The organism is Halorussus salinus (assembly GCF_004765815.2).
In the GTDB taxonomy this organism is placed as follows: domain Archaea; phylum Halobacteriota; class Halobacteria; order Halobacteriales; family Haladaptataceae; genus Halorussus; species Halorussus salinus.
The window spans coordinates 318,357-331,933 of the sequence record NZ_ML974128.1; the positions used below are offsets into that span (position 1 = coordinate 318,357).

The 13,577-nt window shown below is 66.6% G+C and carries 16 protein-coding genes; 7 read left to right on the plus strand and 9 right to left on the minus strand.

Annotated features, from left to right (window positions below):
* The first annotated feature begins 74 nt into the window (after positions 1-74).
* Together EPL00_RS09680 and EPL00_RS09685 are read left to right on the plus strand one after the other, a co-directional pair.
* On the plus strand, positions 75-368 hold the full coding sequence (locus EPL00_RS09680; protein WP_135852901.1) for a hypothetical protein: 294 nt from the start codon (positions 75-77) through the stop codon (positions 366-368).
* Positions 369-416: 48 nt separating this feature from the next.
* The gene (locus tag EPL00_RS09685; protein WP_135852900.1) at positions 417-1,580 is read left to right on the plus strand and encodes a Gfo/Idh/MocA family protein; all 1,164 of its coding nucleotides are present in this window, start codon (positions 417-419) and stop codon (positions 1,578-1,580) included.
* A gap of 39 nt (positions 1,581-1,619) precedes the next feature.
* Here the strand turns inward: EPL00_RS09685 and EPL00_RS09690 are convergent, their stop codons facing one another.
* Positions 1,620-2,075: a hypothetical protein gene (locus EPL00_RS09690; RefSeq protein ID WP_202932591.1), complete on the minus strand. Its 456-nt coding sequence runs from the start codon at positions 2,073-2,075 to the stop codon at positions 1,620-1,622.
* 73 nt (positions 2,076-2,148) lie between these two features.
* On the minus strand, positions 2,149-3,000 hold the full coding sequence (locus tag EPL00_RS09695) for an eIF2B alpha/beta/delta subunit family protein (RefSeq protein ID WP_135852899.1): 852 nt from the start codon (positions 2,998-3,000) through the stop codon (positions 2,149-2,151).
* Positions 3,001-3,405: 405 nt separating this feature from the next.
* On the opposite strand from EPL00_RS09695, the gene EPL00_RS09700 reads away from it, so the two are divergent.
* Positions 3,406-3,810, plus strand: coding sequence for a hypothetical protein (locus EPL00_RS09700; RefSeq protein WP_238398168.1), 405 nt, complete (start codon positions 3,406-3,408; stop codon positions 3,808-3,810).
* Between the two features lie 13 nt (positions 3,811-3,823).
* On the opposite strand, the gene EPL00_RS09705 is transcribed toward EPL00_RS09700, so the two are convergent.
* The 5 genes from EPL00_RS09705 to EPL00_RS09725 all read right to left on the minus strand — a co-directional run bounded on the left by EPL00_RS09705 (position 3,824) and on the right by EPL00_RS09725 (position 6,721).
* On the minus strand, positions 3,824-4,042 hold the full coding sequence (locus tag EPL00_RS09705; protein WP_135852898.1) for a ribbon-helix-helix protein, CopG family: 219 nt from the start codon (positions 4,040-4,042) through the stop codon (positions 3,824-3,826).
* Between the two features lie 109 nt (positions 4,043-4,151).
* Positions 4,152-4,415 carry a hypothetical protein gene (locus EPL00_RS09710; RefSeq protein WP_135852897.1) on the minus strand — a complete coding sequence of 88 codons (264 nt, stop codon included), beginning with the start codon at positions 4,413-4,415 and terminating at the stop codon, positions 4,152-4,154.
* Positions 4,416-4,460: 45 nt separating this feature from the next.
* Entirely contained in the window at positions 4,461-4,661 is a 201-nt protein-coding gene (locus EPL00_RS09715) for a hypothetical protein (protein WP_135852896.1), read from the minus strand.
* A gap of 65 nt (positions 4,662-4,726) precedes the next feature.
* A complete protein-coding gene (locus EPL00_RS09720; RefSeq protein WP_135852895.1) occupies positions 4,727-6,220 on the minus strand; it encodes an RtcB family protein in 1,494 nt (497 codons plus the stop codon).
* Between the two features lie 87 nt (positions 6,221-6,307).
* Complete coding sequence (locus EPL00_RS09725; protein ID WP_135852894.1) at positions 6,308-6,721, minus strand: archease; 414 nt, start codon at positions 6,719-6,721, stop codon at positions 6,308-6,310.
* 155 nt (positions 6,722-6,876) lie between these two features.
* On the opposite strand from EPL00_RS09725, the gene EPL00_RS09730 reads away from it, so the two are divergent.
* The 4 genes from EPL00_RS09730 (at position 6,877) to EPL00_RS09745 (ending at position 10,722) form a co-directional block, all read left to right on the plus strand.
* Positions 6,877-7,365, plus strand: coding sequence for a GNAT family N-acetyltransferase (locus EPL00_RS09730; RefSeq protein ID WP_135852893.1), 489 nt, complete (start codon positions 6,877-6,879; stop codon positions 7,363-7,365).
* Between the two features lie 55 nt (positions 7,366-7,420).
* Positions 7,421-8,347, plus strand: a complete 927-nt coding sequence (locus tag EPL00_RS09735) for a site-2 protease family protein (RefSeq protein WP_202932592.1) — start codon at positions 7,421-7,423, stop codon at positions 8,345-8,347.
* 146 nt (positions 8,348-8,493) lie between these two features.
* Complete coding sequence (gene priS / locus EPL00_RS09740) at positions 8,494-9,651, plus strand: DNA primase small subunit PriS (RefSeq protein WP_135852892.1); 1,158 nt, start codon at positions 8,494-8,496, stop codon at positions 9,649-9,651.
* Between the two features lie 96 nt (positions 9,652-9,747).
* Positions 9,748-10,722: a hypothetical protein gene (locus EPL00_RS09745; RefSeq protein WP_135852891.1), complete on the plus strand. Its 975-nt coding sequence runs from the start codon at positions 9,748-9,750 to the stop codon at positions 10,720-10,722.
* Positions 10,723-11,052: 330 nt separating this feature from the next.
* Here the strand turns inward: EPL00_RS09745 and EPL00_RS09750 are convergent, their stop codons facing one another.
* Both EPL00_RS09750 and EPL00_RS09755 read right to left on the minus strand, forming a co-directional pair.
* Positions 11,053-13,317, minus strand: a complete 2,265-nt coding sequence (locus EPL00_RS09750; protein WP_135852890.1) for a CDC48 family AAA ATPase — start codon at positions 13,315-13,317, stop codon at positions 11,053-11,055.
* Positions 13,314-13,559 (minus strand): DUF7127 family protein, encoded by a 246-nt coding sequence (locus tag EPL00_RS09755; protein ID WP_135852889.1) that lies wholly within the window; start codon positions 13,557-13,559, stop codon positions 13,314-13,316. Before EPL00_RS09755 ends, EPL00_RS09750 begins: the two co-directional genes overlap by 4 nt.
* Between the last annotated feature and the right edge of the window lie 18 nt (positions 13,560-13,577).

The following is a 13,577-nucleotide window of genomic DNA, read 5'->3' on the forward strand; positions in this document are numbered from 1 at the left end:
GTTCCCACTGGCCGAGAACGGCCTTCCGGGCTTATGTCCGTTCGTCGCCTACGTCTACGTAGGAGGCGAGACCCATGACCACCTCACTCAAAATCGCCGTGACGGTCCTGACCGCCCTCGCCGTGTTCGGCCTCGGCGCGACCGTGACCGCGGGCGCTCACGTCACCGACTTCGCCGCCGATCCGGTCTCGGCCGTCGGACACGTCTGTGACCAGTGGGGACTCCAGAACGACTGGGGAGACCACCGACACGGTGACGACTGGACGAACCATCCCCACCACGGTGACGGACACCACGGCCAATCGGGTGATCACGGCCCGCACGGTGGACCTCACGGTTCGCAGGGGTCTCACGGTCCGCATCGCTGACCGACTCCTGAAACACTAAGCACCTCCGCCGAGTACGTTCGCGACGACATGACTCTCAAAGTCGGCGTTCTCGGCTACCGATTCATGGGCAAAGCCCACGCGAACGCGATGGCTCGACTCCCGATGTTCTTCCCGGAGGCACCGGACGTAGAGCGCCACGTCCTCGTCGGCCGCGACGAGGAGGCCCTCGCGGACGCCGCCGACCGCCTCGGGTTCGAGAACACGGCGACCGACTGGGAAGACGTGGTCGACGAGGTAGACGCCTTCTACAACCTCGGGCCGAACCACGTCCACGCCGAACCCTCCATCGCCGCGCTGGAAGCTGGCACGCCGGTCCTCTCGGAGAAGCCGCTGGCAAACGACTTGGACAGCGCCGAGCGCATGGCCGCGGCCGCAGAAGACGCTGGCGTGCCGACCGCGACCGCGTTCAACTACCGCTTCGTCCCGGCGATCCGGTACGCCAAAAACCTCATCGAGGACGGCGAACTCGGCGAGATTCACCACTTCCGCGGGCGCTACTTGCAGGACTGGCTCGTGGACCCCGAGGCCCCGTGGTCGTGGCGCAACAGCGAGGAGATGGCCGGGAGCGGCGCGTTGGGCGACCTCGGTGCCCACACCATCGACCTCGCGCGCTTCCTCGTCGGCGACGTGGAACGCGTCTCGGGCCACTGCCAGACCTTCGTGGACGAGCGCCCCGTGGAGGGCGAAGGAGGCGACGGTGAGACCGAAACCCGCGAAGTCACGGTAGACGACGCCTACTCCGCGCAGGCCGAACTGGAGGGCGACGTGATGGCGACCTTCGAAGCCTCGCGCTTCGCCAACGGGCACAAGAACGACCACGCCATCGAAATTCACGGCTCGGAGGGGAGTCTCAAATTCTCGCTCGAACGCCTCAACGAGTTGGAGGTCCTGCGCGGCGACGACCGGGGCTACGAGACGATTCTCGTCACCGACGCCGACGACCCGTACGTCGAACACTGGTGGCCGCCGGGCCACGTCCTCGGGTGGGAACACACCTTCGTCCACGAGAACTACGAGTTCCTATCTGCTATCGATAGCGCGGCGTCGGAGACGCCGCGAGACGGAGGCGGTGAAACCGCCGGAGCAGACGGGGAGTACCACCCCGACTTCCACGACGGCCTCGCGGTCCAGCGCGTCCTCGCGGCAATTCAGGAGAGCGACGAGCGCGGTGAGTGGGTCTCCGTAAAGTAGATCGGCGCAAGTAGTGGCCGACACACCGCCTTCCGTTTCTCAGTCCGATTCTTCCAAGTCTTCGCCGAACCGGGTCGCCTCCACGAACTGCTCGGAGAGGAAGTCCTCTAACAGGAGCAAGACGTTGTAGAGGAACGTCGCCTGAAACCCCACGAGTGGGAAGGCCAACCACCCCGGCGTCGAGTGAGCCACGACGAACCGAACCAGCAGGTAGGCCACGACGAGGTTGCCCAGCGTCGAGACGACGTGAACCATCGAGGTGACGACCAGCGGCGTGTCGTCGTCGGCGGGTTCCCGGACTATCTCCCGGAACGCGATGGCCCCGAGGACCGCGAAACCCAGAATCGCGCCGAACGCGAGCAGGAGGATGTGAAACAGGTCCGGCGTCTGGACCTTGTAGATGAGCATCGCGCCGGACCCCCAGATGGTCAGGGTGTAGCCGTACGCTTCCGACTCGGCGGTGAGGTTGTGCGCGAGTCGGCGTCTCGGGTCCATGACTCGAATCCAGCACGGGCACCCTCTTCGGTTTGCTGGCAGTTCCCTCCCGGAACTGCCGGACGCTCGCGCGTCAGAACTCCCGAACGCCCTCGTCGGTGACGACCGAATCGAGGAGGTCGGTCGGCGTCGCGTCGTAGGCCGGGTTCTCCACGGAGAAGCCCTCCGCGGGTTCGAGCAGGACCTCGCTGGGCGACCGGAAGTCGTTCTCGAACCGGAAGCCCTCGCCGACCAGTTTGGCCGACGACCCGACGACGGTGACGGGAACGTCTACCTCGTCGGCGGTCGCGGCCAGCGGGAAGGTGCCGATGCGGTTGTAGAGCGTGTCGTTCACGATGCAGTCCATGCCCAACAGCACGCGGTCGCACTCGGGCAGGTAGTGGCCGGAGGCCCCGTCCACGACGAGGTGAGCGTCCACGCGGTCCATCTCCGCGAGGGCGCGGGCGGTCTTGCGACCGAGGTAGCGCGGCCGGGCCTCGGTGACGTACACCGTCAGGTAACGCCCGTCGGAGACCGCTTTCTCGATGGCCTCCAGCACCGTCGAGGAGTAGTCGTGGGTCAGGATGGTCGCGCCGTCCTCCACGAAGTCCATCGCGTTCTCGGCCGCCCGGCGCTTGGCGGTCTCGACCTGCTCGACCACCTTGTCGACCGCGGCGTCGAGCGCGGCCGTGGCCTCCTCGACGGTCCCGGCGTCGGCGTCCTCGACCATCGAGACGATGGCGCGCTGGGTCGTCACCAGCGAGGCGTGGGAGGGGTTCGCACGCCGGAGCGCCGACGAGTTGCGTTCGAGGTCGCGCTCGAAGTCCTCGACCGAGGCGAACTCCCGGTCGCGCAGGTCCTCCAACGCTCTGGCGGCCTTCACGGCGACGACGGAGGAGCTGTGGGTCTGCATCTCCCGTATCTCCTCGACCGTCTCGTCTATCATACCTGAAGGGTCTCCGGCGCGCGCCAAAGGTCTTGCTTCTCGGCGCGCGAAGCGGCTGTTCGGGAGTCAGGAATCGGAGTCGTCGCGGAGTCGGCGTCGGCGTTTTCGGGTTCGCTACGCTACTCTCTCCATCTCGGCGCGCGGTGGCGCGACCGCTCCGCGGGTCGCGCCAACCGCGCGAGGGACGAACGACCGAGCGGAGCGAGGGAGTGAGGCGGTTGGGGAGGCGTGAGGCTGATGCGGTGCGGGGCGGTGCGGTGGACTCCTTGGAGTCGGCATTAGTTCGCTTCTCTCGTCCGTTCTCCTATCGTCTCGCTTCGCTGATTTCAGCCCGTATAACGACGAGAATCGTCGTACCGATTCCTAGGCGACAGTCGAAAGTAGCCACCCTCCCAACGTATCACCATGACCGAGGTCCGCTACTACTGCCCGCGCTGTGGTGCCATCGCCGCGCTCGAACGCGAGGGCTACCTCGCCGACAAGTGCGTGACGCCATACCCACTCGACGGCTGGGAGTACGCCGACGCCTACGACGACTTCGAGGATAGCGCGGAACGAAGCTCCGCGGACCATTCGAGCGGGCGAAGCCCGCGAGAAGACGCCGACGGCGTGGAAATCGTCTGTGGGGCCGACGAGACCGACGGCGAGGGCTGTGGCGAAGTCTACTATCTCAGCTTCGTGAAGTACGAAGAGGGCACCGAGATAGACCCCAAAGACCGGTCGTTCGTACCGCCGACCGTGGACGGCCCCGCGATAGCAGAGCGCGAAGAGGAGGACGACGACGGGCCGCGGTTCGACTTCAAGCCGTAGCGTTCGCCGTGACTCACTCCCCGGCGTCGGACTCCTCGCTGTTCGACTTCTCTGCGTCCGACTCCTCGGATTCCGGTTCCTCTCGCTCTTTCAACCACCTGTCGAGGAGTTCCCGTATCGCGGCCTCGCGGTTGTCCCGGTGGTCCGCGAACGCGATGTCGTCGATTTCGTCAAGTTCCTCCTCGGAGAGTTCGAGCGTGACCGACTCCATGTCGAGGTGGTCCTGATGCATATCGAATATCCACCGAAGCACGGACACAAATAAATTCGTCAGACGGGCGGCCGACGACGACCGAACGTGTCGCGCGAGCGACGACGGAACCGGCCGGAGTGACCGTCGGTTAGCCCTCGGACCCGCGACGCTCCACGACGACTTCCTTGGTCTGCTTGGCGTCGATACCGAACAGGAACCCGGAGATAAAGAGCAGTTCGTTGCCGAGGTAGTACTGGTCGATAATCCCGTTCACGAGAGCGATATCGGGCGTCGTGGTCCCGAGGAGTACGAGGACGAGCGCGACGATTGCGGCGAGGCCCGCGAACCACCGGACCACGGTTCCCGAGACGAACCCGACGAGGAAGACGAGGAGGGCGCTGAAGAGGCTCATCGGTCGAACAGAGGCCGGATTCGGGCTTCAAACTACCGGAGGTGGTCACTGCTCCGCGGTCTCGAAGACGGCGAACAGGTCGAGTCCGATGCCGAGGAGACAGACCAGCGCCCCGAGTTGCGCCACGCCCATGTCGCTCTGGTACCCGCTCGAAATCCAGAGGCTGTCCGCGACGACGTACGCCAGCAGGACGAGACCGAACCGGAAGACGTTCCTCGCCACTGCTCGCGTCTGCTCGGCGTTCATGTACCGTCCTGCCTCCCCTCGTGAAAAAACGCTGTCGATTGGACCGCCGAAAACCGGCGTCCGGACTATCCCTTGATGTTGCAGACCGGGAACGTCCGCGCCACCTTGTCGCCGATACCGAGCGCGTCGCTCACCCGAACCACCTCGTCCACGTCCTTGTAGACGCCCGGTGCCTCCTCGGCGACGGTGGCCCCGCTCTGAGCCTTGACGTAGATGTGTTCCTGCTCCAGTTCGTCCTGCACGTCGCCGCCCCAGTAGTCCTTCTTGGCCTGCGTCCTGCTCATCGTCCGGCCCGCGCCGTGGGCCGTCGAACCGAACGTGAGGTCCATCGACTCGTCGCCGCCCCGGAGGACGTAGCTCCCCGCGCCCATGCTACCGGGGATGATGATGGGCTGGCCCACGTCGAGGTACGCGCCGGGGACCTCCTCGTGGCCTGCGGGGAACGCTCGGGTCGCGCCCTTCCGGTGGACGAACAGCTCTCGTTCTTCACCATCTTCCACGGCGTGAGTCTCTTTCTTGGCGATGTTGTGGGCCACGTCGTACAGCAGGTCCATACCCAGCGACTCCCAGTCGGAGCCGAAGACCTTCTCGAACACCTGCCGCGTGCGGTGCATGATGAGCTGGCGGTTCACCCACGCGAAGTTGATGCAGGCGCACATCGCGTCGTAGTAGTCCTCCGCGAGTTGCGTTCCTGCGGGCGCGGCCGCGAGTTCCTTGTCGGGCAACTGCGAGAGGAGTCCCGCGTGAGCCTTCTCGATGTCTCGCAGGTAGTCGGTACAGACCTGATGGCCCAGTCCGCGGCTCCCGCAGTGGATGAGGACGACGATTTGGCCCTCCTCCAGTCCGTAAGCGTCGGCCACGTCGTCCAGATACGTGTCGGTCACGCGCTGGACTTCGAGGAAGTGGTTGCCCGACCCGAGACTCCCGATTTGGTTCTTTCCTCTGTCTTTGGCTTTCTGGGAGACCTTCGCGGGGTCGCTATCGTGGCGTACGCCCTCGTCCTCGCAGTGCGCGAGGTCTTCTTCGACCGCCCAGCCCTCTTCGAGCGCCCACTCCATCCCGCGGTCGAGGATGGCCTCCACGGCGTCCATGTCGCCCTCCACGATGCCGCCGCCGCCGAGCCCCGAGGGAATATTGGCGAACAGGGCGTCGAGCAGTTCCTCCTCGCGGCCCTGCACCTCGTCGTAGCTGAGGTCCGTCTTCATCATTCTTACGCCGCAGTTGATGTCGTAACCAACAGCTCCGGGCGAGATACAGCCCTCCTCGGCGTCGATTCCGGCCACGCCGCCGACCGGGAAGCCGTAGCCCTGATGGCCGTCGGGCATGCAGACGTTGTACTTCCGGACGCCGGGCAGGTGCGTCGAGTTCTTCAGCTGTTCGAGGGTCTTGTCGTCGGCTATCTGGTCCAGTAGCTCCTCGCTGGCCAGCACGCGCGCCGGGACGCGCATGTCGCCGTCCTTCGGAATCTCCCAGACGTAGTCGCGGACCTTGTGGAGTGTGACCTCGCCCGCCTCGTAGGTTTCTCCCGCGTCGGCGTCTCCCGCGTCGTTCGTAGTCATACTCGTCAGTTCGTCGTCCCACCGGAATACGTTTCGCCATTCGCCTCCGCTCGTGACCTGTCAACGCGCTCCAAAATCTTCTCGCGGTTACACGTCTAGCACGACGTAGGCCCGCCACCCCTCGTCGGTCTCGACCAGTTCCATCTCGGAGTAGGTGACGGCCTTGATTTCGCGGGCCGTGATTTCGGCGAGCGGGACGCCGCGGGCGCTCGCGGTCACGGCGAACTCGTCGGCCTCCTCTCGAATCTCGGCGTCGTTGTCCACCGGGAGGACCGCTCGCACGTCGCGCTCGTAGATGAGTTGGTCGAGGTAGTCGAACAGGAGCGCCTCGCGGCTTTCGGCCTCGACCTCGAAGTCGAATCGCTCGCCGGTCTCGGCGGGAATCTCGTCGCACATCGCGGCGGCCATCCCGTCGCCCGCGGCGGCGAACACCGCGGCGAGCGTCGGTCCGGTGGCTTCGACCGCCACGTCGGCGGTGTGGTCGCGGAGTTCGTATCCCATGCCCGAGGAGACGACTGGGTATCGGATAGTTCCCGCCGTTTCCGGGCGGGCCGACCGCCCGCGACCGGCCGCGCCGGGCCGTCTGCGCGCCGGTCGGACGACACCGCGTCCCAAGGGCGGTGGAATTATATTGCCCACCGACCTACGCCAAACTAGTGAGCGTCAACGTCGATACCGAAATCGCCCGCCCCGGCGACGACAGCTACGTCGAGGCGGCGTGGCAACTCAAAGAGCGCATCCGCCACGATGAAGACGTGCTCAAACAGCGCAAGGGCTTTTTCACCGACGCCTACCGGCGCTCGACGGTCTATCTCTTGGTAAGCAGGGAAGGCGGCGACGAACGACTGATGGGGTTCGCGGCGGTCCGACGCGACGGTTACATCCTCTTTCTGGCCGTCTCGCCGAAGTTCCGCGGCGAGGGGGTCGGCAAGCGACTCGTCGGCCGAGTCGCGGAGGACCACGACACCATCACCTGTCACGCGCGAGCGAGCAACGAGAACGCGCTGGGCTTCTACGAGCATCTCGGCTTCGAGGTGGACCGCCACATCGAGAACTACTACGAGGACGGTGGCGACGCCTACTATCTGAAACTCGGCAGGAGCAACAGCCTCACCGAGAAGCTCTCGGAGTTCATGCGCGGGTAGGTCGCCAAAAGTGACGCCCGGAATAGTTTTGCCGGTGGCGTGAGCCACCCGATTCGTGATAGCTTCGCTCCGCGCGCGCCTCGACGCCGCCGAGGAGAGCGCCAACGACGCGCTCCCCGGACCCCTCAAAGTCGGGTTTCTGACGCTCTACCTCTTCTCGACGGCGAGCGCCGACTGGTTCGACGCGCTGGCGCGTCGCCGAGGAGTCGGTCGGTGGGCCGACGCCGGTATCGCGGTCCTCGTCGGGTTACAGGTCGGCGGGATGGCGCTGGTCGCGGGCGCGGCGTGGCAGGCGCTCGGCCGGACGCGGGCCACCGCGCTCAACGACCCCGTGAACGCGGTCGCCCTGCCGGGCGTCAACGAGTTCATGCCGCTGGCGGCCGCACCCTACGTCGTCGCCGGACTGGTCGTCGCCACCGTGGTCCACGAGGCTGGCCACGCGCTGGTCTGTCGCCGGGCGAACGTCGCGGTCACCGAGTGGGGCGTCGCGCTCCTGTTCGGTCTCCTCCCGCTCGCGGCGTACGTTCTCCCCGACGACGCCATCGAAAACGCGCCAGTCCGGACGAAACTCCGGATGTACGCGGTCGGCGTGTTCCACAATCTGCTGGTCGCGGTGGTCGCGCTCGCGCTCCTCTTCTCGCCGCTCTCGGCCGGGTCGCCGCTCGACGCTTACCTGACGTACTTCGGGTGGGCGCTGACCGGCGGGTCGCCGCCGACGGCCGCCGCAGTCGCCGAAATCGGCGTTCTGACGAACCTCGCGTTCTGGCTCGCGCTGTTGAACGCCAACTTCGCGCTGTTGAACGCGCTCCCGGTCTCGGTGTTCGACGGCGGGCGCGTGTTGGCGCTCGCGCTCCGCGCGTCGGCCGACAGGCTCGGTATCGCGCTCTCCCCGCTCGCGGAGTCGGCGGTCGTCCACGGGGCGTCGCTCCTCGCGGTCGCACTGGTCGTCGCGGCGCTCCTCGGTCCCGCGCTTCCGGTGTGAACTCCCACAGTTCGTCGGTCCTCACCCCACCGGTCGTTCCCTCGCCACGCGGTCGGTCACTTCGGCATCGAGGATTTTCACGTCGGCTGACCTTCGTGACGCGGATAGACAATCTTAAAGACTCGGACCGAGCATTGCCCGACAGCATGGAAGAGCGCACCCTGAGATACCTCCGTGGTCGCTTCCGCGACCACTACCGGGCCGCGGACCTCACGCCCCCGCCGGACCCGCAGTTCCGCGAGTGGGGCTACATCCCGTGGACCCACGGGCCGACGACGATGGTCCGCCACCAGTCGCTACTGGAGTTGGGGGACCTCGGGGACTTTCTGCGGCGCGAGCGCCCGCGCCACGTCTACTTCTCGGCCGGGCGCTACGACGACCCCGGCGCGGACGACATGGAGGAGAAAGGGTGGCGCGACTCGGACTTGGTGTTCGACATCGACGCAGACCACCTGACCGGCGTGGACCCCCAGCAGGACTCGTACGGCGAGATGCTGGCCGCCGGGAAGGCCGAGGTCGAGAACCTCATCGACCTGCTGGCCGACGACTTCGGATTCGAGGAGCTAACGGTCGTCTTCTCGGGCGGCCGGGGCTACCACGTCCACGTCCGCGACGAGGAGATTCGGGGTCTCGACCGGGATGAACGCCGCGAAATCGTGGACTACATCCGCGGCGACGGCATCGAACTCGACGCCATCCAGCGCACCGAGATGGGCGGCACCGCGACCCGGCGGGTCCTCAAGAAAGACGGCGGGTGGGGTCGCCGGGTGCATCGGGAACTCCTCGCGCTGGCCGACGAACTGCTGGAGTTGGACGAGGAGGACGCCCTCGACCGACTCAAGGAGTTCGACCGCATCGGCGACGGCCGCGCGAAGACCATCCTCGGGGCGGTCTCGGAGGACTACGAGAAGTTGGAGAGCGGGAACATCGAGCGCGGCGGGCCGGGCATCCGCCAGTTGGCGAAGGTCATCACCCAGTCGGTCGTCGCCGACCAGTCGGCCGCGATAGACGAACCCGTCACGACCGACCTCCGGCGACTCATCCGCTTGCCGGGGAGCCTCCACGGCGGCACCGGTCTCGAAGTGACCCGCATCCCCCGCGACGAGGTGGCCGCCTTCGACCCGCTCGTGGACCCGGTGCCCGAGACGTTCGCGGGCAACGAGATAGCGGTCGAAGTGACCGACCCCGGCCCGGTCGAACTCGACGGCGAAAGCTTTACCCTCTCGGCTGGCGACGTATCGCTTCCGGAACACGTGGCCGTCTTCTTGATGGCCCGCGGCCGCGCGGAGAAGGGACGCGAATGAGAGGCGGCCGACCGACGCGCCCCGCGCCGCCGCGACGAACAGCCACCGACGGCCCCGACCCGACGAACGAGACACCGCGACCATGACAGGACGACGATGAATCTGGACGAACTCCGCACGGTACAGAGCAAGGAGCGGTCGAAAGATAGCCTCCAACACCTGCGGGAGTCCTTCTACGCGGACGTGGCCGACTATATCGCCGACCTGAAAGACCAGCGCGACACTGCGGCCGAGCGCGCGGACAGTCCGTTCGACGACCCCGAGGTCAACCAGTTGACCGACGAGATAAAGACCGCCGAAGACGTGGTGGAGGCGGTCTACGAGCGCCGCGTCGGCAAAATCGTCAAGCGCGCCAGCCTCGCCGCGGCGGGGATGCCCGCCGACGAGGAGGGTCTGACCAGCGAGGAGCAGGACCTCTTCGAGGGGTTGGTCGAGCGCATCGAATCGAACAAGCAGGACGTGCTGGACGTGCTGGCGGGCGAGACGGAGAGTCCCGCCGAATCGTCGCCGACCCCGACGCCCGCCGACGGCGCGGCCGACTCCGGCGGCCAGCACGCGCGCGGGGAGACCGCCGCACCGGACCCCGGCGACCCGCCCGCCGCGGGTGAGTCGGGCGAGGACGTGAGCGCGGCGGACGTGATGGGCGACGGGAGCGTGGGCGGGGACTCCTCGGGCGGTTCGACGCCCGCCGTCAGCGACGCGGACTCCGACGGTCAGCGCCCCGCCGCGGCGGAGGCGGCCGCCATCGCCGACGAATCGGACGGCGGTCCCGCGGGTCGAACCGGTTCGGATTCGACCGGCGAATCGGCAGGTGGGGCCGCCGACTCGGCCTCCTCGACGCCCGACGCCGCGGGCGGAGCGCCAGCACCCGATTCGGACGCCGACCCCGACGGGGACGACCCGCTCGCGGGTCTGGACGAGCGCACGACCGTCCGACTCACCGACGACGTGGGCGAAATCTTCGGCGTGGACGAGCGCACCTACGACCTCGAATGCGAGGACGTGGTGACCCTGCCCGAGGCCAACGCCGCGCCGCTCGTTGAACGCGGCGCGGCCGAGGAGTTGGAGTAGCGCGGCGAGTCGGCGATTTTCGCGGAACCTATCGCGTTCGAAACGACGACTCTCGGACAGCTGTAGGTTTCTCTACGAAAGCTATATGTTGGTCTGCAGATTGTAGATATCTCTCCGACGAATCGAGCGTCACGACAAAAATCGACCGTGAATCGCGCTCGCCGAGACAACCCACGGCGAACGCCCGGTGAATCGTTCCACCGGGAACACCGCAATCCACCGCGAGCGAACGACGGCTCGGAAGACGCGGTTCGTCTTCCGGTGTTTTTCATGAAAGTTTTGCCAGCGAGAAATCGCGGCGACGCCGCGATTTCTCGCACAGCAAAAGTTTCACTGGAAGGTCCTGCCGAGTTGGTCCTGCTCGGTCGCGGGTTCCGCGGAGTCGAACTGCTCTTCGATCTCGTCGTAGCGCTCCTTGGTCTGCTCGGTGACGCTGGGCGTCACCTCGTCGAGCGCCTGCTCGAAGTGTTCCTTGCTGATGCGGACGTTGCCCACGCTCTCGCCGATCTCCTCGGGGTCCACGCTGTGGATGAACTCCCGGCTGGCGGCCATCGACGCCTCGCGCGTGACGGCCTCGATGTCCGCGCCGACGTAGCCATCGGTCTCCGCGGCGAGCCAGTCGAGGTCCACGTCGTCGGCGACGGGCTTGTCGCGGGTGTGGACTTGGAAGATGGCCTTGCGGGCCTCCTCGTCGGGCACCGGCACGTGGACGTGGCGGTCCAAGCGACCGGGCCGCAGGAGCGCCGAGTCGATGAGGTCGGGGCGGTTCGAGGTCGCGATGACCACGACATCCTCCAACTCCTCGAGACCGTCGAGTTCGGTCAGCAGTTGCGAGACGACCCGCTCGCTGACCTGCGAGCCGCCGCCCTGACCGCTACCGCGCTCGGTGGCGATGGAGTCTATCTCGTCGAAGAACACCACCGTCGGGGCGTTCTCGCGGGCCTTGCTGAACACCTCGCGGACGCCCTTCTCGGACTCGCCGACCCACTTGCTGAGGAGTTCCGGACCCTTGATCGAGATGAAGTTGCTGTCGCTCTCGTTGGCGACGGCCTTCGCCATCAGGGTCTTGCCGGTGCCGGGCGGGCCGTACATCAGCACGCCCTTCGCGGCTTGCATGTCGAGGGACTCGAACACCTCGGGGTAGTCCAGCGGCCACTGGATGGTCTCCCGGAGGCGCTCTTTGGTGTCCTCCAAGCCGCCGACGCGGTCCCACGTCACGTCGGGGACCTCGACGAAGACCTCGCGGAGCGCCGAGGGTTCGATGCCCTTCAGCGCCTCCTTGAGGTCGCGCTCGGTGACTTGTAGCGACTCCAGCACGTCGGCCGGAATCTCCTCCTCTTCGAGGTCGATTTCGGGCCGGATGCGCCGGAGCGCGTTCATCGCGCCCTCCTTCGCCAAGTTCTCCAAGTCGGCACCGACGAAGCCGTGGGTGTTGTCGGCGTACTCAGCTAAGTCCACGCCGTCGGCCATCGGCATGCCGCGGGTGTGGACCTGCATGATTTCGAGGCGGCCCTCGCGGTCCGGGACGCCGATTTCGATCTCGCGGTCGAACCGGCCGGGACGCCGGAGCGCGGGGTCGATGGCGTCGACGCGGTTCGTGGCCGCGATGACCGTCACCTCGCCGCGCGATTCGAGACCGTCCATCAGCGAGAGGAGTTGCGCGACGACGCGCCGTTCCACGTCGCCACCGGCCTCGTCGCGCTTGGGCGCGATGGAGTCCAACTCGTCGATGAAGACGATGGCTGGGGAGTTCTGCTCGGCCTCCTCGAAGACCTCGCGGAGCTTCTCCTCGGACTCTCCGTAGTACTTCGACATTATCTCGGGACCCGAGATGGTCTGGAAGTGCGCGTCGATTTCGTTGGCGACGGCCTTCGCCATCAGGGTCTTGCCCGTGCCGGGCGGGCCGTGGAGCAGCACGCCCTTGGGCGGGTCGATGCCCAACCGGCTGAACAGCTCGGGGTGGCGCATCGGGAGTTCGATCATCTCCCGGACCTGTTCGAGTTCGCCTTCCAGTCCACCGATGTCCTCGTAGGTCACGTTCGGCGTGCCCTCGGGGCCGCCGCCAGCGCCTTGGGCGATCTCCTCGGCGGCGCGCTCGCTGATGTTGATATCCGTCGAGTCGGTCACGACGACCGTCCCCTCGGGGTTCGTGCTGGCGACTTTCAGCGGAATCGACTGGCCCGACCCCATCCCCATCAGGCCGAAGCCGAACGGGACGTTCTGGCCCTGCGTGATGGCCTGTCCGCTCAGCTTGTCCCGGATGTGGGGCGTGATGTCGCCCCGAATCTGGAGGTTCTGCGGGAGCGCGATGGTGACCGAGGTGGCGGGTTTCACGTCGGCCTTCTCGATGGTTACCTTGTCGTCGATGCCGACTCCGGCCTCTTGGCGCAACTGCCCGTCGATTCGGACGATGCCCCGTCCCTCGTCTTCGGGGTAGCCCGGCCAGACGCGGGCCACCGCCCGACCCTGATTCTTCCCCTCGATGACGATGTAGTCGCCGTTTTCCACGCCGAGTTCGTGCATCGACTGGCGGTCTACCGCGGCCAGTCCGCGCCCGGCGTCCTTCTGTTTCAACGGCTTGACGGTGAGCTTCATAGTCCCACCTCGATAGTGAGGACGCCGTTGGTGATAAACGCTTCCGCCTCTCCGTCGGGCAGTTGGAACTCGACCTGTTCGGGGCCCTCCTCGCCCTCGAAGACGACGATAGCCGTGTCGTCCAACACGTCCACGGAGGCGTCGCCAGCGACGCCGAGGTCGGCCGCGAGGAGTTCGCTCTCCTCGTACTCGTAGCGCCGGGCGAACACGTCGTCGCGTTCGGTGATGTGCTTCAGTGACATTTCAATCCTAACCAAAAG

What these genes read in the sequence shown, in the direction of transcription:
- EPL00_RS09680 (WP_135852901.1), top strand. Translation starts at nt 75, where the DNA reads ATGACCACCTCACTCAAAATCGCCGTGACGGTCCTGACCGCCCTCGCC.
- EPL00_RS09685 (WP_135852900.1), top strand. Translation starts at nt 417, where the DNA reads ATGACTCTCAAAGTCGGCGTTCTCGGCTACCGATTCATGGGCAAAGCC.
- EPL00_RS09690 (WP_202932591.1), bottom strand. Translation starts at nt 2,075, where the DNA reads ATGGACCCGAGACGCCGACTCGCGCACAACCTCACCGCCGAGTCGGAA.
- EPL00_RS09695 (WP_135852899.1), bottom strand. Translation starts at nt 3,000, where the DNA reads ATGATAGACGAGACGGTCGAGGAGATACGGGAGATGCAGACCCACAGC.
- EPL00_RS09700 (WP_238398168.1), top strand. Translation starts at nt 3,406, where the DNA reads ATGACCGAGGTCCGCTACTACTGCCCGCGCTGTGGTGCCATCGCCGCG.
- EPL00_RS09705 (WP_135852898.1), bottom strand. Translation starts at nt 4,042, where the DNA reads ATGCATCAGGACCACCTCGACATGGAGTCGGTCACGCTCGAACTCTCC.
- EPL00_RS09710 (WP_135852897.1), bottom strand. Translation starts at nt 4,415, where the DNA reads ATGAGCCTCTTCAGCGCCCTCCTCGTCTTCCTCGTCGGGTTCGTCTCG.
- EPL00_RS09715 (WP_135852896.1), bottom strand. Translation starts at nt 4,661, where the DNA reads ATGAACGCCGAGCAGACGCGAGCAGTGGCGAGGAACGTCTTCCGGTTC.
- EPL00_RS09720 (WP_135852895.1), bottom strand. Translation starts at nt 6,220, where the DNA reads ATGACTACGAACGACGCGGGAGACGCCGACGCGGGAGAAACCTACGAG.
- EPL00_RS09725 (WP_135852894.1), bottom strand. Translation starts at nt 6,721, where the DNA reads ATGGGATACGAACTCCGCGACCACACCGCCGACGTGGCGGTCGAAGCC.
- priS (WP_135852892.1), top strand. Translation starts at nt 8,494, where the DNA reads ATGGAAGAGCGCACCCTGAGATACCTCCGTGGTCGCTTCCGCGACCAC.
- EPL00_RS09745 (WP_135852891.1), top strand. Translation starts at nt 9,748, where the DNA reads ATGAATCTGGACGAACTCCGCACGGTACAGAGCAAGGAGCGGTCGAAA.
- EPL00_RS09750 (WP_135852890.1), bottom strand. Translation starts at nt 13,317, where the DNA reads ATGAAGCTCACCGTCAAGCCGTTGAAACAGAAGGACGCCGGGCGCGGA.
- EPL00_RS09755 (WP_135852889.1), bottom strand. Translation starts at nt 13,559, where the DNA reads ATGTCACTGAAGCACATCACCGAACGCGACGACGTGTTCGCCCGGCGC.